This window comes from Natronosalvus halobius (assembly GCF_024138145.1).
In the GTDB taxonomy this organism is placed as follows: domain Archaea; phylum Halobacteriota; class Halobacteria; order Halobacteriales; family Natrialbaceae; genus Natronosalvus; species Natronosalvus halobius.
This window is the reverse complement of sequence record NZ_CP099997.1, coordinates 2017813-2042500: the sequence shown is the minus strand read 5'-3', so window position 1 is coordinate 2042500 and position 24688 is coordinate 2017813. Positions and strand designations below refer to the sequence as shown.

Annotated in this window: 23 protein-coding genes and 1 tRNA gene; 12 read left to right on the top strand and 12 right to left on the bottom strand. The window is 64.3% G+C overall.

What is annotated here, in order from left to right:
- Window positions 1-57: 57 nt before the first annotated feature.
- Complete coding sequence (locus NGM15_RS10055; protein WP_253430298.1) at window positions 58-2901, bottom strand: CARDB domain-containing protein; 2844 nt, start codon at window positions 2899-2901, stop codon at window positions 58-60.
- A gap of 262 nt (window positions 2902-3163) precedes the next feature.
- Between NGM15_RS10055 and NGM15_RS10050 the strand changes: the two genes are divergently transcribed.
- Window positions 3164-3928 carry a DUF4397 domain-containing protein gene (locus NGM15_RS10050; RefSeq protein WP_253430295.1) on the top strand — a complete coding sequence of 255 codons (765 nt, stop codon included), beginning with the start codon at window positions 3164-3166 and terminating at the stop codon, window positions 3926-3928.
- A gap of 137 nt (window positions 3929-4065) precedes the next feature.
- Window positions 4066-4503, top strand: a complete 438-nt coding sequence (locus NGM15_RS10045) for a hypothetical protein (RefSeq protein WP_253430292.1) — start codon at window positions 4066-4068, stop codon at window positions 4501-4503.
- Window positions 4504-4583: 80 nt separating this feature from the next.
- On the opposite strand, the gene NGM15_RS10040 is transcribed toward NGM15_RS10045, so the two are convergent.
- The 3 genes from NGM15_RS10040 to NGM15_RS10030 all read right to left on the bottom strand — a co-directional run bounded on the left by NGM15_RS10040 (window position 4584) and on the right by NGM15_RS10030 (window position 9980).
- Window positions 4584-6569 carry an ABC transporter ATP-binding protein gene (locus NGM15_RS10040; protein WP_253430289.1) on the bottom strand — a complete coding sequence of 662 codons (1986 nt, stop codon included), beginning with the start codon at window positions 6567-6569 and terminating at the stop codon, window positions 4584-4586.
- Between the two features lie 324 nt (window positions 6570-6893).
- Window positions 6894-8546, bottom strand: a complete 1653-nt coding sequence (gene thsB, locus NGM15_RS10035) for a thermosome subunit beta (protein WP_253438021.1) — start codon at window positions 8544-8546, stop codon at window positions 6894-6896.
- 570 nt (window positions 8547-9116) lie between these two features.
- On the bottom strand, window positions 9117-9980 hold the full coding sequence (locus tag NGM15_RS10030) for an SOS response-associated peptidase (protein WP_253430286.1): 864 nt from the start codon (window positions 9978-9980) through the stop codon (window positions 9117-9119).
- Window positions 9981-10167: 187 nt separating this feature from the next.
- Between NGM15_RS10030 and NGM15_RS18715 the strand changes: the two genes are divergently transcribed.
- On the top strand, window positions 10168-10293 hold the full coding sequence (locus NGM15_RS18715) for a hypothetical protein (protein ID WP_256498842.1): 126 nt from the start codon (window positions 10168-10170) through the stop codon (window positions 10291-10293).
- A gap of 183 nt (window positions 10294-10476) precedes the next feature.
- Here NGM15_RS18715 and NGM15_RS10025 read toward each other — a convergent pair whose 3' ends face one another.
- From NGM15_RS10025 to NGM15_RS10010, 4 genes are read right to left on the bottom strand one after another with little or no spacing between them, the layout of a single operon-like run.
- Window positions 10477-10977, bottom strand: a complete 501-nt coding sequence (locus NGM15_RS10025) for a DUF7500 family protein (RefSeq protein ID WP_253430283.1) — start codon at window positions 10975-10977, stop codon at window positions 10477-10479.
- A 26-nt stretch (window positions 10978-11003) separates the two neighbouring features.
- Window positions 11004-11603, bottom strand: a complete 600-nt coding sequence (locus NGM15_RS10020) for an archaellin/type IV pilin N-terminal domain-containing protein (protein WP_253430280.1) — start codon at window positions 11601-11603, stop codon at window positions 11004-11006.
- A gap of 2 nt (window positions 11604-11605) precedes the next feature.
- A complete protein-coding gene (locus tag NGM15_RS10015) occupies window positions 11606-12226 on the bottom strand; it encodes an archaellin/type IV pilin N-terminal domain-containing protein (RefSeq protein ID WP_253430277.1) in 621 nt (206 codons plus the stop codon).
- A 2-nt stretch (window positions 12227-12228) separates the two neighbouring features.
- Window positions 12229-12831 carry an archaellin/type IV pilin N-terminal domain-containing protein gene (locus NGM15_RS10010; protein ID WP_253430274.1) on the bottom strand — a complete coding sequence of 201 codons (603 nt, stop codon included), beginning with the start codon at window positions 12829-12831 and terminating at the stop codon, window positions 12229-12231.
- 606 nt (window positions 12832-13437) lie between these two features.
- On the opposite strand from NGM15_RS10010, the gene NGM15_RS10005 reads away from it, so the two are divergent.
- From NGM15_RS10005 to flaJ, 6 genes are read left to right on the top strand one after another with little or no spacing between them, the layout of a single operon-like run.
- A complete protein-coding gene (locus NGM15_RS10005; protein WP_253430272.1) occupies window positions 13438-14535 on the top strand; it encodes a FlaD/FlaE family flagellar protein in 1098 nt (365 codons plus the stop codon).
- A gap of 4 nt (window positions 14536-14539) precedes the next feature.
- On the top strand, window positions 14540-14983 hold the full coding sequence (arlF, locus tag NGM15_RS10000; protein WP_253430269.1) for an archaellum stator protein ArlF: 444 nt from the start codon (window positions 14540-14542) through the stop codon (window positions 14981-14983).
- The gene (arlG, locus tag NGM15_RS09995) at window positions 14973-15440 is read left to right on the top strand and encodes an archaellum stator protein ArlG (RefSeq protein WP_253430266.1); all 468 of its coding nucleotides are present in this window, start codon (window positions 14973-14975) and stop codon (window positions 15438-15440) included. Before arlF ends, arlG begins: the two co-directional genes overlap by 11 nt.
- Window positions 15437-16162 (top strand): archaellum protein ArlH, encoded by a 726-nt coding sequence (gene arlH, locus NGM15_RS09990; protein WP_253430263.1) that lies wholly within the window; start codon window positions 15437-15439, stop codon window positions 16160-16162. Before arlG ends, arlH begins: the two co-directional genes overlap by 4 nt.
- 1 nt (window position 16163) lies before the next feature.
- Complete coding sequence (locus NGM15_RS09985; protein WP_253430261.1) at window positions 16164-17843, top strand: type II/IV secretion system ATPase subunit; 1680 nt, start codon at window positions 16164-16166, stop codon at window positions 17841-17843.
- A 14-nt stretch (window positions 17844-17857) separates the two neighbouring features.
- On the top strand, window positions 17858-19582 hold the full coding sequence (flaJ, locus tag NGM15_RS09980) for an archaellar assembly protein FlaJ (RefSeq protein ID WP_253430258.1): 1725 nt from the start codon (window positions 17858-17860) through the stop codon (window positions 19580-19582).
- A 183-nt stretch (window positions 19583-19765) separates the two neighbouring features.
- On the opposite strand, the gene NGM15_RS09975 is transcribed toward flaJ, so the two are convergent.
- The 4 genes from NGM15_RS09975 to NGM15_RS09960 all read right to left on the bottom strand — a co-directional run bounded on the left by NGM15_RS09975 (window position 19766) and on the right by NGM15_RS09960 (window position 21797).
- Window positions 19766-19912 (bottom strand): DUF1328 family protein, encoded by a 147-nt coding sequence (locus tag NGM15_RS09975; RefSeq protein ID WP_253430255.1) that lies wholly within the window; start codon window positions 19910-19912, stop codon window positions 19766-19768.
- Window positions 19913-20101: 189 nt separating this feature from the next.
- On the bottom strand, window positions 20102-20896 hold the full coding sequence (locus tag NGM15_RS09970) for an NAD+ synthase (RefSeq protein ID WP_253430252.1): 795 nt from the start codon (window positions 20894-20896) through the stop codon (window positions 20102-20104).
- A 204-nt stretch (window positions 20897-21100) separates the two neighbouring features.
- The gene (locus NGM15_RS09965) at window positions 21101-21562 is read right to left on the bottom strand and encodes a homing endonuclease associated repeat-containing protein (RefSeq protein WP_253430249.1); all 462 of its coding nucleotides are present in this window, start codon (window positions 21560-21562) and stop codon (window positions 21101-21103) included.
- Window positions 21563-21726: 164 nt separating this feature from the next.
- Window positions 21727-21797: transfer RNA gene (locus NGM15_RS09960), tRNA-Gly, on the bottom strand.
- A gap of 99 nt (window positions 21798-21896) precedes the next feature.
- On the opposite strand from NGM15_RS09960, the gene hemC reads away from it, so the two are divergent.
- Genes hemC through NGM15_RS09945 form a run of 3 tightly spaced genes read left to right on the top strand, consistent with a single transcriptional unit; the run spans window position 21897 to window position 24687 of the window.
- The gene (gene hemC / locus NGM15_RS09955; protein ID WP_253438018.1) at window positions 21897-23123 is read left to right on the top strand and encodes a hydroxymethylbilane synthase; all 1227 of its coding nucleotides are present in this window, start codon (window positions 21897-21899) and stop codon (window positions 23121-23123) included.
- Complete coding sequence (gene cobA, locus NGM15_RS09950; RefSeq protein ID WP_253430247.1) at window positions 23116-23919, top strand: uroporphyrinogen-III C-methyltransferase; 804 nt, start codon at window positions 23116-23118, stop codon at window positions 23917-23919. The genes hemC and cobA overlap by 8 nt, the downstream gene beginning before the upstream one ends.
- Window positions 23920-23922: 3 nt before the next feature.
- On the top strand, window positions 23923-24687 hold the full coding sequence (locus tag NGM15_RS09945) for a uroporphyrinogen-III synthase (RefSeq protein ID WP_253430244.1): 765 nt from the start codon (window positions 23923-23925) through the stop codon (window positions 24685-24687).
- Window position 24688: the final 1 nt, after the last annotated feature.

Sequence of the window (24688 nt, the reverse complement as noted above, 5' to 3'; positions counted from 1 at the left end):
GACGGTTCGGAGGAGTCGGCGTACTCGAGTGTACGGTGGCCTCCCTCGAGGTCGGGATTATCTGTCGCTCGAGGCGTTGTCGTCTGTGTCCTCGGTTCCATCGTCGGTACTCTCGCCGTCGCCACTCCCTTCGGCGTCTGTGCCATCCGTTTGGCCACTTCCTGTGTCGCTCGTCTCGTTTGTATCGTCGGTTGCGTCGCCGTTTTCACTACCTTCGCCATCGGTCTCGCCATCGCCGTCTGCGTTTGCTCCGTCGGCTGTCTCACCACCATCGTCAGTTTCCGCGCCGTCGTCACTACTGGGCTCCTCGCCGTCACCGTACGCACTCGCCGCTTGCGTCGCCACTCGAATCGACTCCTGACCCCCGAACGCCGAGAGATCGATCGTCCACTCGAGGCGCTCGTCCCCGCTCTGGGGCGTCCACCGGGTGGTGAACGACCCGCCGCCAGCTGTGAGTTCGTTCGGGGGCTGGCTGGTCGCGGTTCCCGCGGTGAACGAACTCCTGACGACGATCGGAATGCCGTTGTCGTTCGTGTAGCCGAAGGTCACGTCGTAGCCGTCCCCCACGGGGGAGACGGACGCGACATCGAGTTCCGGCGGAACCGGGGCGATCGACCCGCTGCAGTTGTGGGGGTTCGAGTGGGTCGTCTCGGGACCGATCGCGCTCGGGCCGCCGATCCCGGTGATCGCCGTCCCCAGGACGCCGTAGTCTTCGACGGTGACGGTGGCGCTCGAGTCATCGCCGGAAACGCTGCGGTCGTCGCCGATCTCGAAGACGATGGTGCCGGAGAAGGGAGCGGGGACGTGCTCGCCGATAGTGACGAAGTCCTCGCCTGCGGTCGTCCCGATTCCGTGGTCCGTGTTGAAGGCGGTGTGGGCCATGATCGTGTCACCGTCTTCGAAGGTGCCGGTGACTTCGGCGCGCGAGCAGTCGACGAAGGTGACATCGAGGTCGTCGTTCCCGGGACCGTCTTCGTCCTCGCCGTCCTCGCCGTCCTCGTCTTCGTCATCTTCGCTGCCATCGTCGTCCCCGTCGCCGCCACCGCCGTCGACCCCCCGAACCGAGACTGTCCGTTCGTCTCGCTCTCCGCCCGCGGAGACGGTAATCGGGAACTCGACGTCCTGGCGGACGGGGTACGTCTCGTAGCCCAGCGCGAGCGTCTCCGTCTCGTCACCCTCGACGGTTGCCGACACCGAATCGACCACTTCGCCGCCGACGACCAGCGAGACGTCCTCGGTCGCGCGCTCGCCGCTCCGATTCTCGAGTTCGACCGTCGCCTCGAGGCGCTCACCTCCGGTGACGGGGTCGTTCACCCCGATAATCCGCGGTACGAGCGCGGGGAGTCCATCTGCGTACACGCGCACGAGTCGGCGGTCGCAGGCCCCCTCGGTCCACACCGACACGGGAAATTCCACGTTTCGGCGGACAGGATAGGTCTCGTACCCTAACTCGAGGGTCTCGACCGCACCAGGGTCGAGAGACACCGTTTCGCTCGCGACCCGGTCGCCGGCGACCAGGTGGATGTCTCGCGTCTCGGATTGGGTACCCACGTTCTCGACCTCAGCGAGCACCGAGAGCACCTCGCCCGCCGCCACGGGCGCGTTCGTCTCGAGGATCCGGATCTCGAGGTCGGCCACGCCGTCGGCGTACACTGAGACGGTTCGGTGGTCCGCGTCGTCGCCGGTCGTCACCCAGACGGGAAACTCGACGTCCTGGCGGACGGGATAGGTGTCGTAGCCCAGAGTCATCGAATCCGTCCCGCCGCCGTCGACCGTAACCGAACGAGCGTCGACCACGTCGCTGCCGACGATCATCGAGACCTCCCGCGTCGCCGCCTCCGGGCCGACGTTCTCGAGGTCGAGGACGAACTCGAGAGGGTCGCCGGCACCGACCGGGTCGTTCGACTCGCGGATCGAGACGTGCAGGTGGCCGCCGTCGGGTTCGACCGGCGTCCACGGCTGGGCCGTCGTCACGGTGCCGTCGCTCGAGCGAACCCAGACGATCACCGGACACCCGTGACAGAGCGACGAACCGTCGACTGCGAGCGTCGCGGTGTCCGACGAGCCCGAGACCGAGGAGATGTCCAGGATGCGGTCGGCGTGACCGAGCCACCAGACGACCTCCTCGAGGCGTCCCTCGGCGTCGGTCACGTCGACGGCGAGTTCGACCGTCTCCTCGTTGCCAATGGCGAGCCGGCCGGGAACGGGGCGAACCTCCTCGACGGCCGGGCCGCCGTGCCCACCCTCGGCGACTTCGACGGTCCACTCGGCGGTCGCGTTCGCCCCTTCCTGGACGACGCTCGCTCGAACGGTGTACGTGCCGGGCTCGTCGAAGATGTACTGCCAGTAGTCACGACCCGTCCAGCCGAAGTACTCCGCCTGCCACGGCCCCATCGACCAGCCGGCGTAGTCGTCGTCGACGTACCAGTGTGTGAGCCCGCCGTAGCTCTCCGCGTCGTCGGGTTCGGTCTCGAACTGGACCGTGGTTCCAGGCGCGACCGTGACCTGTGAATCGGGTCGCACGCGGTCGACAGGCAGGTCGTCGATGCCGGTAACCGTTACGAGCCGCTCGTCGCTCCCGTCTCGCGTCTCGATGCGGACGGGGAACTCGACGTCCTGGCGGACGGGATAGGTCAGGTGGCTGAACTCGATGTCGCGCGTCTCGCCGCTAGCGAGCTGAAAGATCCAGCGGCCACCCACCGGTTCGTCGCCCACGACGAACTGAGCCGTGACCTCGAGTTCCGATGCGGTCGTGTTCGTTACCTCCGCCGTGACGGTCAGGTACTCGCCGGCTTCGACGGGGTCGTTCGTCTCGAGGATCCGCACGGACAGGTCCGTGGCCGTCGCGAGCCTCCCGTCGGTGACCGAGACGAGCACCCCGACGCCGGTGCCGAGTCCCACCAAATAGCCTCTTCGGCGCATATGTGTGACTTCGCAGGCGAAAGGCAATATATTCTATCGAGTAAATTAGAAATTAATCATACAATGGTGAGTTTCATGGCCGGTGACATTGGTTCGATGGGCCTCCCGTGGCCGGAAACGCGAGTACGTCCTCGCTACGCGGACTGTCACCCCAGAGCGATAGTCGTAGGCCGAAACTGCGTTCTGACTGTCTCCGCAACTGACGTAGTAGTTTATCCGTTCGCCGTCCGCCGACTTCCCCATGCCACTTTCACGACGACGAACGCTCGCCGCCCTCGGCATCGCCGGCGGGGCGGCCACGACCAGCGGAATCGTCTTCGGACGCGGGGAACACGACGACGACGAGCGGGAACGGGACCCGGACGACCAGGAATCGAACGGCACGGCCGAGCGAGGGGCGCCGCTGACGGCCGTCCGCGTCGCCCACCTCTCGCCGGACGCGCCTGGAGTCGACGTCCTGGTCGACGGCGAACGCGTCGTCTCGGGCCTCGAGTACGACACCCTGACGCCGTACCTCGAGCTCGACCCGGGGACGACCACCGTGACGGTCACGGCCGCAGACGACGCCGACACCGTCGTCTTCGAGCGCGAGTACTGGTTCGGACAGGCGTTCTACACCGTCGCCGCCATCGGCGAACTCGGGGCCGGGACCATCCGCCCGCACGTCCTGGTCGACGACGGCTCCGTCCTGTTCCGGGCCGTTCACGGCTCGCCCGACGCGCCAGCCGTCGACCTCTACGCCAACGACGGCGACAACCCGATCGTGTCGGACCTCTCCTACGGCGAGACATCGAACTACGTCGCGGTCCCGGCCGCCGAGTACGCGCTCGATGTGCGGCCGGCCGGCGATCCCGAAACGACCGTCGCCTCGGTCGACCTCGACCTCGAGCGCGGCGGCGCCTACACCGGGTACGCGGTCGGTGCCCTCGAACCGGGTGACGGCGACGCCGAGTTCACCATCCGAGCGACCCTCGACGGGCCGATGGCTGCGGCGAGCGATCGCTAATCGACGCTCGAAACCGCCGTCGCGCGGTTCACTCCTCGGCTGGAGCCCTGCTTCGCCCCCTCGATATCCACTGACGGACTCGAGCGAACCAGCGCCGTGGAAATGTTTTTACGCTTATCTGATGAGTGAGAAACGAGATGGTTCGCCCGCCCGGCACCCTGCATCGAGGGAGCGAAGTCGCGCTCGCAGTCTTCGTGCTATTCGTCGACGTCGTCCTGCTCGCCAATCGGCCCCTGCCGTGGCCGTCGTGGCCGGAACTGGGTTCCGTGCCCATCGACCCCGAACTCGTGTTGCCGGGCGTACTGGCGATCCTCGTCATCGTCGGCGTGGTGAGGGAGGGACTGGGACTCCGTGCCAGTCAGTTAGCGGCGCTCGGCCTCGGGGTGCTGACGCTCTGGTGGGCGTCGCTCAGCCTCTACACGCTCTACGCCGGAACCGGCGGTGGCGTCTTCTTCGGCGGCCTGTTCACTCTCGCCAGCGCCACCCCGCTGGCCGTCGTCGTCCTCGCTCGAGCGGGTATCCGCCGAGACCTCCACCGGCGCCTGGTTGCGTCCGTTCGACGGGTAGGGACCTGACCGGTCGTACGGATCGTTGTAACGTATTACTGCCGATCACGATCCCGAAGATCGGCGGTAACGAACCACAACAGACCGTCTCAATTCCCGCCGTCGGCCATCGCCTCGAGCGCCTCGTCGAGCGTTCCGGCCTGGGCCTCCCAGAGGGTCGCGTACCGGCCCCCGGCCGCGAGCAGTTCCTCGTGGTCGCCGCGCTCGACGACCCGGCCGCCCTCGAGGACGAGGATTACGTCCGCCTCGCGAATCGTCGAGAGGCGGTGGGCGATGGCGAGGGTGGTCCGCCCCTCCGTCAGACGGTCGATCGACTGCTGGATCAGGAGTTCGGTCTTCGTGTCCACCGCGCTCGTCGCCTCGTCCAGGATCAGGATTTCGGGATCCTGCAGGACCGTCCGGGCGATGGCGATTCGCTGGCGTTGGCCGCCCGAGAGTTTGACGCCGCGTTCGCCGACCCGCGTCTCGTAGCCGTCGGGGAGGTCCTCGATGAACTCGTGGGCCTGGGCGGCCTTCGCGGCGTCGCGGACGGCCTCGTCGGTGGCGTCGAAGTGGCCGTACCGGACGTTGTCCGCGATAGTGCCGTCGAAGAGGAACGTCTCCTGGCTGACGTAGCCGACGGACTCTCGGAGGTCCGCGAGTCGAACGTCGCGAACGTCGTGGCCGTCGACCCGTATCTCGCCGTCGTCGACGTCGTAGAGTCGCAGGAGGAGTTTGAGCACGGTGGACTTGCCGGCGCCGGTTGGTCCGACCAGGGCGACGGTGTCTCCTGGATCGGCGGTGAAGGAGATGTCCTCGACGACGATTTCTGCGTCCTGGTCGTCACCGTCGCTACCGTCACCGGTGCCGCCACCATCGTTCTCGAAGCCCTCGTCGCCGGATACCTCGCTATCGCCGACGGCTCGCCGCTCGCCGGTCGCGTAACTGAACGTCACGTCGTCGTACTCGACGCGACCCGCGACGTTCTCGAGCGATTCGGGGTCGTCGGGATCGGAGACGTAAACCGGGATGTCTCGCAGGCCGAAGACGCGCTCACTCGAGGCCTTCGCGTTCTCGTACTGGTCGACGATGTTCGAGACCTCCGCGAGCGGGGCGACGATCCGCTGGGTGAGAAAGAGAAAGATGACGAAGTTGCCGACCGAGAGTGTCCCCGTGAACGGGCCCGGCGCCGCGCCGTTGGCGAGCCAGAGGCCGCCGACGAGGAAGGTCGCGGCGAAGGCGAGACCGGCGAGCAGTTCCATCCCCGGCCGGTAGACGTACGAGAGCTTGAGGACGGCCATCGTGTCGTCGAACAGCCGCTTCGAGGCCTTTCGGACCCGCGAGACCTCGTACTCTTCGCTGGCGGTCGTCTTCGTCAGGTCCATCCCCGAGAGGCTGTTTTCGAGGCGGGTGTTGAGCCACCCGACCGAGGACCGCTGGCGGACGTATCGGGGTTCGATGACGCGCATGAACCACAGCGTGAAGACGAACATCACTGGCACCGCGACGAGCGTGACGGCCGCCAGTTGCCAGTTCAGGTAGAAGAGGACGCCCGCGATGCCCCCGACCATCACGAGCAGCCGGGCGGAGTTCATCAGCGCGTTGTCCAGGAATCGCTCTAAGTTCTGGGTGTCGTTGTTGAGGACGGCCATGACCTCGCCGGTCTGCTTGTCGTCGAAGAAGGTCATGTCGAGGTTCTGCATCTTCCGGAAGCAGTCGACCCGGACGGCGTGCATGACGCTGTGGGCGAAGAGGTTCGCCGACACTCCGTAAATCCAGGTAAAGAGGGCGACGGCGACGAACGCGCCCGCGATGGCCGTGATCGAGAACCAGAACTGCTCGAGGCTCTCCGTCGGGAGCCAGGCGTTGGGGACGACGGGGAGGCTGTAGTCTCCTTCGCCGACGAAGACGGCGTCGATGGCTGCACCCAGCACCAGCGGCGGCACCAGACTCGCCATTCGGGCCAGGAAGTTGGCGACCATGCCGACGCTGAACCAGCCCAACCGACCGGGCCCGTACTCGCGAAAGAGCCGCCAGAGCGGCCGGTCGACGTGCTCCCGGTAGGCGTCGAATGGGGTTTCGTCCTCGGTACTCACTGCTGATGGGGTACTGTTTCGAATCGTAAATGTGTACGGATTCGAATCGTCTCGTTCCCCGCTCGAGCCAAAATGTATCTCCCCAGACGGCTGTCTCGACGAACAACATCGGAAGGGCGTCTTCTCGAGGGTGTCGACGACACGAAAAGTCGAACGATCGACTCGAACAGTTTGCGTACGTCGCCAGCCACGCCGTCCAGGAACCACGCCGGATGCCTCTCGTCAATCGACGCTAGCGCTTATCGGATACGGTGACGCCGTCAAAAAACGAAACAATCGGTGAACGATCGGCGGTGAGCGAGTGGAGACGATTTCGACCGACGTCTACATCATGCCGCCCATGCCGCCCATACCGCCGCCCATGCCGCCGGCACCCGGCGCGCCTCCCTCGTCGTCGCCCTTGTCCGTCGACAGGTCGCCGGCGGAGATGATGTCGTCGATCTTGAGCACGAGGTTCGCGGCCTCGGTGGCGGAGGTCACGGCCTGCTCTTTGGCGTGGGCCGGTTCGACGACGCCAGCCTCGAACGTGTCCTCGACGTCGCCGCTGAAGACGTTAAGGCCAGCGCGGATCTCGCCGTCCTCGTGGGCCGCGCGGAGATCGACCAGCGTGTCGATGCTGTCCAGGCCGGCGTTCTCGGCGAGCACGCGGGGGACGAGTTCGAGCGAATCGGCGAATGCCTCGACGGCAAGCTGCTCGCGGCCGGAGACGGAGTCGGCGTAGTCGCGCAGGCGTGAGGCGAGTTCGACTTCGATTGCGCCGCCGCCCGCGAGGACGCGGCCGTCGGAGACGGTCTGGGCGACCACGTCGAGGGCGTCGTTGACGCCGCGCTCGAGTTCGTCGACGACGTGCTCGGTAGAGCCACGAAGCAGGAGGGTGACGCCGTGGGCGTCGTCGCCCTCGACGTAGAACAGTTCGTCCTCGTCGTCGCGGGTGACGTCACCGAAGCCGAGGTCGTCCTCGGACGCGCTCTCGAGGTCGGAGACGACCGAGGCGCCGACGACCTCCGTCAGGAACTCGAGGTCACTCTTTTTGGCGCGGCGGACGGCCAGGATGCCCTCCTTCGCGAGGTAGTGCTGGGCGAGGTCGTCGATGCCCTTCTGGCAGAAGACGACGTCCGCGCCGAGGTCGACGATGTGCTGGACCTTGTCCTTGAGCTGTTTCTCCTCGCGGTCGAGGAACTTCTGGAGCTGGTCGGGATCGGTGACGGAGACTTCGGTGTCGACGTCGGTCTCTTCGACCTCGATGGGGTCGTTCAGCAGGAGAATGTTGGCGTCCGTCGCCTCGGTGGGCATGTTGTCGTGGACGGGATCCTTGTTGACGATGCCGCCCTCGAGCAGTTCGGACTGGTCGACGGCGCGGCCGGTCTGAGTCTCGATGTTGAGGAACTCGAGGTCGACGACGCTGTCGCCCTCGTCGGTCTCGACGGTGACGCCGGAAACGGCGTCGACGATAAGCTGGGCGAGGTGTTCCTTGTTGACCTCGGCGCCCTTGCCGGTCATCGACGTCTCGGCGGTCTTCTTGAGCAGGTCCTCGTCGGTGGTGTCGATCTCGGTCGCGATGTCGTCAATCTCCTCGCGGGCCTGTTCGGCGGCCATGTGGAAGCCCTTGATGATGGCCGTCGGGTGGATCTCCTGCTCGAGGAGGTCCTCGGCGTTTTTCAACAACTCGCCAGCGATCGCGACGGCGGTCGTGGTGCCGTCACCTGCCTCGTCCTCCTGGGTCTCGGCGACCTCGATGATCATCTCGGCTGTCGGGTTGTCGATGTCCATCTCCTGGAGGATGGTGACGCCGTCGTTGGTGATCGTCACCGATCCCATCGAGTCGACGAGCATCTTGTCCATCCCTTTCGGGCCGAGCGTAGAGCGTACGGCCTCCGCGACCGCTCGAGCGGCCTGAATGTTGTAATCCTGCGCGTCTCGGTCTTTGACGCGCTGGGAGTCCTCGCTCATCACGATCATCGGCTGTCCCTGTTGCATTCGCTGACTCATAGTCGCTCGAATCATTGTTTGCCCTTCTATATAAAAATACCGTTTATCGTGCACTCGAACTGTATGGCCTTCGGCCGATCAAAATCGCTGAAACCACCGGAAGGAGCGACTCGAGCGGGTTGACCTTGCTACTCTTTGACGCAGACAATCGCGGCAATTGAAAGTCCGACGCCCTGTCTTTTATATAAGTTCGTCGGACGGTCGTCGAGCGGGGATCGACGATGACGGAACTGCCCACGTCCCTCCTCTCGCGTCCGACCGGCTTCGGCACCCTGATCGTCTCTTGTGGGTCCAGGAGGTCGCCTACTTCCAGTACACTGCCATCCCTACGCTCGTGCTGACGTCGTCTCGGGCCTTTGATCCTGCTCCCCACACAGGGGCCCGCGGGTTTCGAGGGGCTCTGAGCCTCCGGGCATGAGTGCCGGCTAGCCGTTCCGGCCTGGCGAACCAGGTCTAGCTGGTAACCCAGGTTTGGCCGGCCAACCGGATCAGTCGGCCAACCAGTTCAGCCGGCCAACCGGGCATAGCCAGTGACTATGTATAGCCAATGAACCGATTCTAGACGCCCTCGAGCGGTTCCACCAGCGACGGCTCGTCCACCGCCGGACTGTTGACCGCCGTCGACACTGGGTACGTCCGCATCTCCTCAGCGGGGTAGGACTTGAGCAACTCTCGCGGGTCGTCGGCAGTCAGCCACTCGCGTTCGCGACCCGGCTCCAGGATGACCGCCATACGGTCGTGGAGGTCCGCGACGAGGTCGTTCGGGCGAGTCGTGAGCACGGTGAACGTCTCGACCGGTCCTGGTTCGCGTTCGGCAGCGCTTTCGTCCCTACTCTCGCTCGAGCCACCGCCGTACGCCTCGAGCCCCGCCTGGGTGGTCTCCGGGTCGGGCTTCCAGCGTTCCCAGAGCCCGGCCATCGCGAACGGGCGGTCGTCCGCGAGCGCGACCCGGTAGGGTTGCTTGCCCCCATTTTCGGTTGGGGCCCACTCGTAGAAGCCGTCGGCCGGGACCAGACACCGTCCTCGGGAGACGGGCGTCCGGTCCCGATCTCCTGCACCGGATTTACTCCGTTCAGACGGTTCATTCGCGTCCTGAACGCCCGCAGACCGCTCGTTCTGCATCTCGTACGCCGGGCGAAAACTCGGCTTCTCGGCTACCGTTTCTGCCCTGGCGTTGATCAGGCCGTTCGACCTGCTCGACCTACTCGAGCCACTCGAGGCCTGCACGTCCTCGAGCCAGGCCGGGCGCAGCCCCCACTCGAGGCGCTGGAACGTGGCGGGTTCGTCGTTCGTGATCACCGGCAGGCGTTGTCCTGGTGCCGCGTTGTACCGCGGCGCAAACGTTTCGTCGGACGGGAACCTGGCGTCGAACCGGTCCTCCAGGTCGCCGCGCTCGAGAAAGAGGGTGTAACGGCCACACATACGTCCCTAGAGGGGTGCCAGGAACAAACCGGTATCGCCCCCGGGAACGGTAACCTATAGTCTTGAACGAAATCCCGGTCGTTCCTCGTGGTATGCAGTCGCTAAGGACTGATTAAGAACTGGCTGCAATGGGACGGGCTGGATTAACACGTCCGTACTCATGACCCTCGGTCTCCTCGACACGAGTATGTCCGCCGAGCACACGGACGCCTACGAAGCGTCGTTCACCGACGACGGATGGTTCGAGATTCGCGAGTATGACCAGCCCGAGCGCTGGATCACGACGGACTCGCCGGTCGAGTGCGAGCGGTGATCACCGGCGCCCCCTCGAGATCGACGTTCGGTTCCTGGACGTGAGTCCGACTCGAGTCTGTTCCAGACGGCTTGAGTCCGATCCAGGCGACTCGAGTCCGGTCCAACCGGTTCGAGTCCGACCCATCCTGCGGAGAGCCGTCGCTCGAGGGAGTAACAGCGTGAGTGAAAACCGGCGGCCTGCCTAGGCCTCGAGATCCGTGGTCGCCAGCAGCACCTGCAACGCGTCGGTCGGCGACATGTCGTCGTCGAGCTGCCCGGCGTACCAGGTCAGGAGGTCGGCGAACACCTCGCGAACGTCGTGAGACGTCGCGCGGTGGTGTGCGATTTCGCCGTCGGTCTTCAAGGTGATCTCGACCCCGTGGGGTTCGGACGCGGTCGCGAGCCACTCGTCGGGCTCGTTCGCGTCCGAATCGTTGGAACCGGTTCCGAACTCGAGTCCGCCATCGGACTCGAGACCGATATCGGCACGCCGGCGTGTGCGTTCACCAGCCGCCTCGGTCTCGAGGCCGTGGTCGCCGTCGGGTGACGGCAACAAGGGGGACTCGAGTTCGGAACTCGAATTCGAGTCCGACCGCACGACGTACCGATTCTCATCCAACTGTTTGACGGTCTCGTTGTCAGGTGTGACCTCGAGGTCGTCGGGGGTGAGTATTGCGTCGTCGTGTGTCGGGTTAGGGGTCATGCGTTAGTAGTTGTAGGCGTGGGTGATCAGACGTTGACGACTGTCTGATCGGAGCTAACCGTCTGCGGCATCGTTACGCCGTAGGTGAATTTTGCACCGGACTGGTCGACAATTTCGACCGTAGCGCTGTCGCCGGTGTTGAGTGCGGATGGGTTCACCGATTCGTTCAGATTGATCGCGATGACGACTCGGTCGGACGTGTCAGTTAGCGAATTAGCGTCCGAATCCGTCGTTGCTGCAGTCGTGTTGAAGTACGGATCGTTAGTTGAGTCAACTACGCTCTCGTGTGCGAGTGTGAGTGATTCATTGCTGTCCGTATACTGAACCGTTACTGCAGTCAGATCGATCACATCGGAGCCGGCCGACTTCTTCACAGTCAAGTTGAGCTGCTCAAATGGCTCGCCGGATTCGTTGGTCTCAGCGACGGCGTGGACAACTTCGATCTGGTTCGCCACTGCCTGCTGGGTCTCGGTTCCGGTATCAGACGCCTGACTCTGCAAGGAGCCAGCCGTGTTGATCAGGACGCCGGCGGCGATCGCCGCAACCAGCACCATCGCGATGAAGACGATGAGGGTACCGATACCCACCTGCCCGCGTTCGTCAGTGTTTGTTAGATTCTCGAACATGATTAGACCTCCACCACGCTCTTGTCACCGAAGGTTACGGGGGCAGTCACGCCGTACGTGAACTGCGCACCGGACTGGTCGGTGATGGTGACGGTCGCGCTGTCACCTTCTCCGAGAGCATTCGTATCTTCGATAGCGCTTGCGTCTAGTCGGAGAACGACACGGTCGTCTGTGTTGGTCAGGGACTTACTCTCGTCCGAACCGGCATCAGCGCTGAAGTTGCCGCCAACTTCCACCGTACCGAACGTGGTAGCGGTAGCAGCATTATTGATGTTGGAGTTGTTCGCGTATTCGAGCGTTTGATCGGTAGTTTTACTCGTGTACTGGACGGTCATGGACGTCAAATCGATTACATCGGAACCGGCTGACTTCTTGATCGTCAGGTCGATGTTCGAGATGTTACTGTTGTCGACGTAGCCAACGGCGTGGACGACTTCGATCTGGTTCGCCACCGCCTGCTGGGTCTCGGTCCCGGTATCGGACGCCTGACTCTGCAAGGAGCCAGCCGTGTTGATCAGGACGCCGGCGGCGATCGCCGCAACCAGCACCATCGCGATGAAGACGATGAGGGTACCGATACCCACCTGCCCGCGTTCGTCAGTGTTTGTTAGATTCTCGAACATGATTAGACCTCCACCACGCTCTTGTCACCGAAGGTCGCGGGTGCGGTTACACCGTACGTGAACTTCGCACCGGACTGGTCGACGAGGCTGAGCGTCGCACTGTCACCCTCTTCGAGCACGGCGTCGTTCTCGAACTGCGGATTGGCGTCGGTGAGATCGATCTCGATCCGGACCCGGTCGTCCGTATCCGTCAGCGAGTCACCCTCGGCTTCCGTGCCGGCGATACCGGTTGTGTTGAACCCGTCGTCGTACAGCAACGCTTGCGAGACGTCGGAGCTCGTATACTGGACGGTCATCGACGTGAGGTCAATTACGTCAGAACCGGCGGATTTCTTGACAATAATGTTGAGGTCGGTGATGTTACCGTAGTTCGGGTCAGCCTCTGTCTGGTTCACCTCGCCCGTCGCGTGAATGACCTCGATTTGGTTCGCCACCGCCTGCTGGGTTTCTGTACCGGTATCGGACGCCTGGCTCTGCAAAGAGCCAGCCGTATTGATCAGGACGCCGGCGGCGATCGCCGCAACCAGCACCATCGCAATGAAGACGATGAGGGTACCGATACCCACCTGACCGCGTTCGTCGTTATCTGTTATTGTTTCGAACATGTATGCGTACACCCTGTGTGCCCTCTCGAGCCGCCGGTCGCAATAGCAGTCAACCCACCATTGTCCCTCGAGACACCCTGTCGGTCCCTCGAGCCTGTCTCCGCCGACTCGACGGGCACAGCCCGTCGCTTCCTGGGGGGACGTAGCGACGGAGTCGTGTGGACGCGAACGGACGCGTCTGAACCCCGTCGAAAGTCGGCGTGCGGCGATATCGTTGACATCACAGATTCTGGGGATGTACCCCAGTCGATCCATAGCCTAGTTAGGTAATCAACCTCCGTAGAATATCGAACGGCGTATCGAACGCCGACTCACGACTCGATACGCAGGCCGAATCGTGGAGCGAACTCGAGCGTACTACTATACCGCTACTGTGACTACTGAGTGATGAATGACTGTAACTGCGCGACGTGACGACGGGCTCGCCGCCGGCCCGCGTCACTGCCTCTCTGGTGTCTGTGGCCGTCGTCAGGGTTCCGGCCGCAGTCCCGTTTTCGCTTTTGGTTCCGTTTTGAATTCTACTTCCGCCTTCGCTTCTGCTGTCGCACTCGACCTCCCTTACGCTCCCACTCACGACACGCGACGCGCCACACGCGCGGTGATCCGATGAATCTCGGCCTGGGAAACATCCGCGAACTGCTCGAGAACTTCCTCGGGAACTCCGGGGGTCGACGAGGGCGGGACCGTGAGGCAGAGCGGCAGGCGAACGCGGAGGCCGAAGCCGGAGCCGCCGACACTGACGCCGCACACGACGGCGACGAACCCGGACCCGACGAAGCCGCCACTGGCCAGTCCGAAGCCACGACCTTCGAACGCGAGGAACGTCCCGACCCCGACGAACTCGACGAGGACGAGGTCGTCGACGACCTCTACCACCGCATCGAGAATCTCGAGGACGACCTCGAGCAGAAGGGCAACACGCTGGGATCGATCCAGGACTCCACCCAGCACGTCTCGAGCCAGGTCGAGGACGTCAACGACACGATCCGCCAACTGCTGGGGATCTACGACCGGTTGACCGACGACGTGAACCCCTTTACGGGGAGCGGCGAGGAGCGCCACGGGTTCGGGGTCTTCGACGACGAGGACGAACCCGAGGGCTTCGGCCTCGGTCAACCGGCGACGGAGGCGACCGAGGCGAGCCGCGACCGTGACGGCCTCGAGATGGATGCCGACCCAGAAGCGGAATCCGTCTCCTTCGACGACCTGAAAGGGATGATCGAGGACGCGGCGGCCGACGCGACCGCCGACGAAACCGGGCAGACCATCACGTTCGACGAGGACGACGTCGACGACACGCACGTCGAGGTGCAGGCCACCGATAGCGTCGATGGTGCGGACGGAGAGGCAGCCGAAGACGAGGACGAGGACGAGGCTGACACGAGCGACGCCACCCTCGCGCGTCTCTCGAACACGTACGCGAGCGACATCATCGTCTTCGAGTGGCTCACCGCTCTCGTACGGACCGGCGGCCCGGCCGCCACACTGCGGGCCATCTCGTACTATCGCGAGATCGGCTGGATCAGCGAGGACGTCAAGGACCACCTCGAGAGCGTTCTCAGCGGGCCGGACCTCGACATGCACGTCGATCCGGAGACGACACCCGACGAACTCACCGCCGAAGACCACGCCGACAGCTACACGTACATCATGAAACTCCAGGAAATCCACGAGACCAAGCGAGAAGTAACCCCCCAGAGGTGACAGGATGGGATTCAGCACCAGCGGGGCCGTGGCGATCCTCTTCATCGGGCTCCTCGTCGCCGTCGGCATCGTCTACCCGACCGTCGAGACCGCCCACGAGCGACGGGCCGACGCGATCGACGAACGGGACGAGCGCGCGCTCGACCTGCGGAACTCGGACGTTGCGCTCGAGGCGACCTACGACGATGTGGCGAACGAACTTCGCGTGAACGTGACGAACACAGGGGCGACGACGTTATCGGCGACCGAGACGACGCTGCTCGTCGACGGCGTCGTTCGGCCGGACGCCGCAACCAGCGTGGAGGACGACGCGACGCGCGAGCGCGTCCACAGCGGCGAGGAACTCCAGTTCATCGTCTCGGACGTTACCGACTACCCCAACCGGGTCAAGGTCGTCACCGAACACGGCCTCGCCCGAATCCTCACGGAGGTGACCGATGGCCAGTGAATCCGTCTCGACTCTGATTCTGTTCATCGCCGCGATGCTCGTCGCGGCGGGAATCGCGGGCACGCTCGTAGCGAACGTCAACGAACTCAGCAACTCGATCGACACCCAGAGTAGTAGCGTCAAGCAAGAAATCGACACCGACATCGAGATCATCAGCGACGCCGGGAGCAACGCCGTCTACAACGACTCCGAAGGCGAGGAGCGAATCACGCTCCTCGTCAAGAACACGGGCAAGCGAACGCTCCCCACTGACGGCGCGAACCTGGACGTCCTCGTCGACGGAACTTACATCCAGAGCGACGGCCTCGAGGTGTCGGTGCTCACCGCCGGCCCGACCTGGCGACGCGGCGAGGTCGCCGAACTCGTCGTCGCCGTCGACGGCGGGCTCGATCCCGGCGACCACCGCGTCGTCGTCGACGTCGGCGGTGACAGGGAGGTGTTCGAATTCTACCTATGACCGACCACTACTCACTCGGATTGACGGAGACGGACCGCGTGGACAACGCTATTGGCGGCGGCCTGCCGGAGGGGAGCGTCGTGCTCATCGAGGGTGAAGACGGCGCCGGCAAGAGCGCCCTCTCCCAGCGCTTCTCCTACGGGATGGCCGAGGAGGGGACCTACGTCACCTACGTCTCGACGGAACTCGAGTCCTGGGAGTTCGTCCAGCAGATGCACTCGCTGTCCTACGACGTCGTCGAGCACTTACTCGGCGAGCAAATGCTGTTCCTGCACGCAAACGTCGACACCCACTCGCGGGGGAAGAAGCGCCAGTTGCTGGCGCGACTGGCCGACGCCGAGACGCTCTGGCGGGCGGACGTGGTCTACGTCGACACGCTCTCGGCGCTGTTGCGAAACGATCCCAACTTCGAGGCGGCCGACCCGGCCGACACCGATCACGTCCTCCAGCGACTGGTCACGTTCCTCCGGCAGGTCACGCTCCAGGACAAGACGGTCGTGTTGACGGTCGATCCGACGAGCGTCGACGACGACGCGCTCCGTCCGCTTCGGAACGTCGCGGACGTCTACTTCGACATCGAGACGTCCGCAGTCGGCCAGGAGATTCGCCGCCAGATCAGGGTGCGTCGCTTCCAGAACATGAAGAGCCCGGTCGACGACTCCATCGGGTTCAACGTCCAGCAGGGCCGGGGCGTCTCGATCGTCAGCCGGACGGTGGCCTGAGATGGCGGACTTCGGCACCGCGCGACTCTCGAACGAACTCGAGGCACTGGCGAACGAGTATCCTCACCTCCGCGAGCACCTCGAGTGGTTCCACGAGGAGTACGGCGAGTACCCGACGCTCATCGAGGAGCCGTCGGGCGAGTGGGAGTCCCACCGCCCGAACGTGATCTACGAAGCGGAGGCGCCAATCTTCTGCCACGTTCACGGTGACGTGGGCATCGACAAGACGTACTACTGCGTCGAACCCATCCTGGACGAGGCCGACAAGGCGCTGTACAACCAGATCAGACAGCGGATCCTCGACAAGAGCGTCACCCGGCCCGCCCCGACCGACAACGAGGAGTTCGAGGCCCACCTCGACGAGTTGCTGAGCGAGGTCGCCGAGGTAACTTCGGGAATTACCGGCCAGTCGATCGGTCGACTGCGCGCCTTCGGCGGCGGAAAGATCGGCCTTACCCAGGCACAGTACGACAAAATACGCTACCAGCTCCAGCGCGACATCGTGGGCCTCGGCCCCCTGGAACCGGTGATGGTCGACACGGCCAACGAGGACATCCACGTCATCGGCCCCCACCAGTGTTACATCGATCACGGCACCTACGGGATGGTCGAGGCGACGGTCGACTTCGGCTCCGCCGAGGAGTTCGAGCAGTGGCTCCGGAACATGGGCGAGCGGATGAACCACCCCATCTCGGACTCGGACCCGGTGATCGACGCGACCCTGCCCGACGGCTCGCGTATCAACATCATCTACTCCGACGACGTCTCCGTGCAGGGGCCGTCGCTGACGATCCGGCAGGGCGAGGAGATCCCGCTCACCATCCTCCAGATCACGAAGTGGGGAACGCTCAGCCCCGAACTCGCGGCCTACCTCTGGCTCTGTCTGGAGAACGAGCAGACGGTGTTCGTCGTCGGCGAGACGGCGTCCGGGAAGACGACGACGCTCAACGCGATGCTCTCGTTCATCCCGCGTGACGCCAAGATCTACACCGCGGAGGACACCGCCGAGGTCGTGCCGCCTCACAGTACCTGGCAGCAGCTCCTCACCAGGGAGGGCTCGAGCGACGGCAACGCTGACGTCGACATGTTCGATCTCGTGGCGGCCGCCCTCCGTTCCCGCCCCGACTACATCATCGTCGGTGAGGTTCGTGGTGCGGAAGGACAGATGGCGTTCCAGGCCGCTCAGACCGGCCACCCGGTCATCCTGACGTTCCACGCGAGCGACATCGTCTCGATGATTCAGCGATTTACCGGGAACCCGATCAACGTCCCGGAGACGTTCATGGACAACTGCGACGTCGCGCTGTTCCAGAACCGGGTGAAACAGGGCGACGACATCCTTCGACGGGTGACCTCGGTCCAGGAGATCGAAGGCTACTCCGACTACGAGGGCGGTGTCGTCACCCGCGAGGCCTTCAGCTGGGACCCCAGGGACGACAACGTGACGTTCACCGGGCGGAACAACTCCTACGTCCTCGAAGAACAGATCGCGACCCTGCTCGGCTATCAGGACACCCGCGACATCTACAACGAACTCGACCGTCGCGCGGAGATCATCCGCCAGCTCATCGACGCCGACGTGCTCGGGTACACCGAGGTCAACAAGGCCATCACGGACTTCCAGCGCGACGGCGTCCAGGGGCTCCCGATCCAGGTTCGCGGGCTCGAGCAGTTCGCGTAACGATCACCGAAATTATGGCGACCGACACCCAGACTCAACCGCCCGACTTCTCCACTCGCTCGGCGCTGGCCTCGATCAACGCGGCCTACGAGACCATGGAGATGTCCGTCGAGCGGTACCTCCTGCTCGTCGTTCTCCCGGCGTTTGCCATCTTCGTCGCGTCGGTCGTCGTGCCGTTCGTGCTCGGCTTCTCGCTCACGGTGACGGTTCCCGCCGTCGTCTTCGGACTGTTCGCCGTCGTCGTCGCAGTCATCTACCCGAAAATCGCCCAGGATCGCAGGCGCAAGGAAGTTCGCCAGCGCTTTCACCTCTTCCTGACTCATATCACCGTCCTCTCGACGACCAACGTCAACCGCGTCGAGGTGTTCCGGATCCTCGCGGAGGAAGACGAGTACCAGGCCATCGCCGAGGAGATGGGCCATCTCGTCGCCCTCGTAGACACCTGGAACCTGAGTCTCGACGACGCCTGTCGCATCCGGGCGAAACAGACCCAGAGCCCCCTGCTCTCGGACTTCCTCGAGCGCCTGGCGTACACTGTCGGCGGTGGCCAGGAGATCAGCGACTTCCTGATGGACGAACAGGATACGATCATCCAGCAGTTCGTCACCCGGTACGAGGGCGACCTGACCAAACTCGACGTGATGAAAGAGCTGTACCTGTCGATGATGCTCTCGGTGGCATTCGTGCTCGTGTTCGCCATCATCCTCCCGATCCTGATTGGAACGAGTCCGACCTTGCTCATCGCCGGGACCATCGTCATGTTCGGCTTCGTCCAGGCCGGCTTCGTCTACGCCGTCCACACCATCTCCCCGTACGACCCGCTCTGGTACATCGAAGAGACCGACGGCGAGGGACCGCTCGTCCGTATTCCGCAGGCGCTCGTCGTCGGCGTCGGCGGGTGCCTCCTGCTCGCCGTCCTCGTCGTCGCCGTCGCCCTCGGATTCACGCCGCTCGCGCCGGATCGGATTCCGCTCCCAATCATGGCAGCCATCCCGGTGACGCCGCTGTTGCTCCCCGGGTGGCGGATGCGACAGGAGGAACAGAAGGTCAAGAATCGCGACAGCGAGTTTCCGAGTTTCATCCGTGCACTCGGGGCCGTCGAGAGCGTCAAGCAGACCTCGACCGGGAGCGTCCTGGAGAGCCTGCGCCACAAGGACTTCGGCTCGCTCACGAAGAACGTCGACGCGCTCTACAAGCGGCTGAACATGCGGATCGACGACGTTCGATCCTGGCGGCTGTTCGCCGCGGAGACGGGGTCGTACCTGATCCAGAAGTTCGGCGACATGTACGTCGTCGGCCGGCAGATGGGCGGCGATCCGAAGGTGCTCGGCCAGGTCATCAGTAAGAACCAGAACCAGGTGCTGAAGGTGCGCGAGAAGCGCCAGCAGGCGACGACCACGCTCATCGGGGTCCTCTACGGGATCACCGCCTCGAGCGTCTTCGCGTTCTTCATCGGTCTCGAGATCGTCGAGGTCATGATGGACATCACCGCGGAGATGGACCTAGATCAACAACTCGTCGGCGACTTGCTCAATACCAGCCAGTACAACCTCGTCGTGATGGAGTACCTGTTGATCACGACGATCTTCATCAACGCCGCGCTCTCTGCCATCATGATTCGGCTCACCGACCGGGGGCACATCCTGAGCGGGCTCGTCCACTTCGTGTTCATGTCCTGGCTGGGCGCCATCGTCGCCGCGATTACGACGTACGTCGTCAACGCGGTCGTCGCCGTCTGAGGGACTCGATCTCGTGGTTGCCACCATAGCGTCGGTAACTGTGTCCGAATCGCTCGAGAGAGCTGGCGCTCCCGAGCACCTATCTCGTCGGAGAACGGCGGTCGCTGGCGATTACTGCGTGCTGCGCCGAAGAGGGCCGACCACCCCGCTGGTGGCCGACCCCTGCCCGGGACCGCCCCCGGGCTACAGTAACAGCGACGCCACGGCCAGTACCAGGAAGATCAGGACCAGCCACTTGGCGATGGTCATGCTCAGGCCTGCTACACCACCTGCCCCGAGGGCGGCGGCGATCAATGCTATCACGAAGAACAGCAGTGCCAGTTCGAGCATACCATCTATGCGAACCACGGATTTCTGCAAACCAGTGCGGCCTGCAGGTGCCACTAACTCACAAGGGGGGAGATAGTACGTGTCCAGTGACCGTCACGACCGGTGATGAGAACCATTCTCGCGGTCGAATAGCTGATTGCTCGCGGCTCGAGTTAGAAAACGGCACCTGTCGTGGCCAGCGAACGCCGATCACTCGAGGGGTTCCGGGGCGGGCGGGACCTGCCGTTTGTGCGCGCTGACCTCGTACAACCCTCGAACCATCTCGACCGTTTCAGGATCGACCTCGAGACGCCGAGCCGTCGCCGCGACCGAGAGCGGCCCGTCGACGTGGCTCACGAGTATCGCATCGAGGGTGTCGTAGTCGATGCCGAGTTCGTCCTCGTCGGTCTGATCGGCCCAGAGCTCGGCCGTCGGCGTCTTCGTCACCAGGTCCTCCGGGACGTCCAGGACGCGGGCGAGTTGGCGAACCTGCTGTTTGTACAGGTTGCCGATCGGGTGGCAGTCGACCGCGCCGTCGCCGTACTTCGTGAAGTAGCCCACGGCGGCCTCGCTGCGGTTGCCGGTCCCCAGCACCAGTTGCCCGTCGTGGTTCGCCACCAGGTAGTTGAACACCGCCCGGACGCGAGCGCGGGCGTTGCCGACCGCCACGTGGTCACCCTCGGCTTCGGGGTAGGCCGCGAGCAGTGCCTCGACGACGGGTTCGACTTCGATCACGTCGTAACTCATCTCGAGGTCCCGCGCTACCCGCTCGGCGTCGCTCATGTTGTCCTCGCTGCTGACGCGGGCGGGGAGCACGAGACCGTGGACGCGCTCAGCACCGAGGGCCTCGACGGCGAGGTAGGCGACGGTCGTGCTGTCGATCCCGCCAGAGAGTCCTAGGACGACGCCGTCGACGCCCGCGGCTTCGACCTGGTCGCGGACGAACTGCACCATATGTTCGCGTCGCGCCTCGAGTTCCGCGTCCGAGAATCGAAGATCGATCATCGCGCGTGTGTTTGCTCGAGAGCGACTAATAGGCTCGCCTCGAGCGGGAAAAGTGGACGGGCGTTCGATTTGGCAACGCCCACCGCAAAGCGTTCATCGTTTGCCCATTCTCGAGAGTGGATTGAGAATTCGAGTTAGTACTCTATTTATGGTCGTATTCATTATCCACCGTCTCGACTAGTTACGCACTTATTGGCACAGGAATTACTCGATCATCACCTCAAAATCTTCCATGAGTATATGCAGCGCAAGGTGTTGACGTTTGGTTAGTGCAATGATGTTGTCGGGAGTGTTGAGCCATGGAATCGGCTTTTTGTGATGAATTTGCTTGTCCACTACTGCGTCAAATCCGAACTCAGATACCGCGAGAAGACGATGAACGCTAACCTCAGATTGCTCTCCCTCGTATGTATGCACCCACCGCTCGTAGCCGCTTGAGTCTGGATGGTACGGGACGTGATCGTATGCTTCCCCGACTTGATCGTACGTCTCAACACCTGCCGCCTCCTTCGCTTTATTCCATCCTCCTACAATATCGCAGATATGGGTTACGCACGGCGAAAGATTGAGTTCTCTATATTCGGCTTGCGTGGGTGACTTCTCGAGCTTCTGAGCCGCTTTCTGGAGCGATGAGATACAATCAGCCTTCGTGTAGACTGTCGCCATATGAAACCACTTCGAGCGTTTTCACAAATAAACTGATTCTTCAGCGATCCAACAGTCAGGATGATGGATCTCATCCCGACGATCATCGGAACAACTCACGAAACAAACTGACGCGATCTCGAGACTCTCGTAGCTACCTTCTTCCCGAAGGACTGATTAAGAAGTGCGCGGTCCGGGAATTGAACCCGGGCTCTAAGCTTGGGAAGCTTATGTCCTGCCACTGGACCAACCGCGCTCGCCCACTCCTACCACCTCCTCGTTTAAGTGCATTCCTTTCTGCGTCACCCAACTCGAGAGCGTGCGCTTTTCATACTCGAGGCTCGGACTCATGGATATGCGAACCAAGGGGACGGTCACACTGGCGACGCGAGGCTCCACCCTCGCCCGGCGCCAGGCGGACCTCGTGGGCGAGGCCCTCGAGAACCGCCGCTACGACGTCGCGTTCGAGACCGTCGAAACCACGGGCGACCAGCTACGAGACGAGTTGATCCACCGACTGGGGAAAACCGGCGCGTTCGTCCGCGAACTCGACGAGCGCGTCCTGGAGGGGAGCGTCGACGGCGCGGTCCACTCGATGAAGGACATGCCGACTGAACAGCCCGGCGACCTCGTCACCGCGGCGGTGCCGGAACGCGCCCGACCTGGCGACGTGCTGGTGACCCCCGACGGAACGAGCCTTGAGGATCTCCCCCATGGTGCTGTTGTGGGGACCTCGAGCCTGCGCCGACGGGCCCAGCTCCTCTCGGAGCGCCCGGACCTCGAGATCGAACCGATCCGCGGCAACGTCGACACCCGCCTCGAGAAGGTGCTGGCGCCCGCGCTTCAGGCCGAGCGCGAGGAGCGACGCGAGGCGGACAGCGAACGGAAGGGGAACGCGGGTAGCGATGGTGGGAGTTACAAGCCGTCGTACGACGACCCTGACGACGACGCCGAGAACGGAGACGAGGCCGACGAAATCACCACGGTCGACGACTGGTACGCCACCCTGAGTGACCTCGAGCAACGCGCCCTCGAGCGCGAGGTCGACGTCGCGTACGACGCGCTCGTCCTCGCCGAGGCCGGCCTCGAGCGCAGCGGACTGAACGAGTACGTCGAGTACCAGCGACTCTCCCCCCAGACGTTCGTCCCCGCACCCGGCCAGGGGGCGCTCGCGGTGACGGCCGTCGACGGCGAGACTGCCCGCGAATTCAACGAGGTTCTCGACCATCCCCGGACCCGCGTCGAGACGACCGTCGAACGGTCGATCCTGGCGGAACTCGGCGGCGGGTGTATCGCCCCAGTGGGCATCTACGCCGTCTTGCAGGGGGAGTACGTCCACGCGAACGTGCAGGTGTTCGACGAGGACGGCCAGGAGTCGGTAGTCGGCAGTCGCGACCTGCCGGTGGAACGCCACGCCGAGGCCGCCCGACAGTTCGCCCGCGACCTGGCCGAACGCGGCGCCGCCGAGTTGATCGAGGCCGCTCGAGACACAGAAGACGAAGAGAATGAAGCGGGCGCGGCGGACGTCCAGGCCGAAGAAGGTGCGGCGGACGTCCAGACCGAAGAGGGCCGCGATGACTGAGGCTGAGGCCGACATCGGCACCGTCTACCTCATCGGCAGCGGACCGGGCGATCCCGACCTGCTCACCGTGAAAGCGAAACGATTGCTCGAGACCTGTGACGTCGTCCTCCACGACAAGCTACCGGGCCCCGAGATCCTCGAGTCGCTCCCCGACGACGCCGAGGACGTCGGCAAACGTGCCGGCGGCGAACGCACGTCTCAGGCGGAGATCAACGAACGGCTGGTCGCGCTGGCCCGGGAGGGAAATGACGTCGCCCGCCTCAAGGGCGGCGACCCGTTCGTCTTCGGACGGGGCGGCGAGGAAGCCGAGTATCTCGCCGACCACGAGGTCCCGTTCGAGGTCGTCCCTGCGGTCACCTCGGCGGTCGCCGCGCCCGCCGTGGCCGGCATCCCGGTCACCCACCGCGACCACGCTTCCTCGGTGTCGTTCGTCACCGGCCACGAGGACCCCACGAAACCCGAGTCGGTCGTCGACTGGGAGGCGCTGGCCGCCACGGGCGGGACCATCGTCGTCCTGATGGGCGTCGGTCGCCTCCCCGACTACACCGCGGCCCTGCTCGAGGCCGGTATGGCGCCCGAGACGCCCGTCGCCCTCGTCGAGCGCGGCACCTGGCCCGGTCAGCGGGTCGCGACGGGAACCCTCGAGACCATCGTCGACGTTCGCGACGAGGCCGGCATCGAACCGCCCGCCGTGACGGTTATCGGCGACGTGGCGGGAACGCGCAAACGGGTGCTCGAGTTCCTGGCGAACGAGCGAGAGCAGGGTGGCGATCGGATCGAGAACGGGGGGAACTGACCCGTGCGTGACCTCACCGTCGCCGTCTTTCGCCCCGACGACGACCGCCTCGAAGACGCTATCGAATTGGTCGAGTCCCTCGGCGCGACGCCCGTTCCCGACTCGATGCTGGCCGTCGAGCCGACCGGCGCGAGTCCGCGCGAAGACGCGGATTACGCGATCCTGACGAGCAAGACGGGGGTCGAACTCGTCGCCGGGTCGGCCGAGAGCGAAGAACGTGACCGCTGGGACCCGGGTACCGCGACCGTCTGTGCCATCGGCCCGAAGACCGCCGACGCCCTCCGCGAACAGGGGTACGATCCCGAAATCGTCCCCACGGAGTACACCTCGAGCGGTCTCGTGGCCGACCTCGAGGGCCGCGTCGACGGCGCTCGCGTCGAGGTCGCCCGGAGTGACCACGGAAGTCCGGTCCTGCTCGAGGGGATCGAGGCCGCCGGCGCCTACGTCCACGAGACCGTCCTCTACCGACTCGTCCGGCCCGACGGGAGCGGCGATTCCACGGAACTCGCCGCCGCGGGGGACCTCGACGTGGCCTGTTTCACCTCCTCGCTGACGGTCACCAACTGGCTTGAGGCCGCTGACGAGCGGGGTATTCGGGACGCGGCGCTCGAAGGACTCTCGAATGCCACGGTCGGCGTCATCGGCGAGCCGACGCGCGAGACCGCAGCCGCGGCAGGAATCGACGTCGACCTGGTCGCGAGCGAGGCGACGTTCGAGACGCTGGCGACCGAGACGGTCGAGCTGGCGGCGCCGACGTACTACGAGTGAT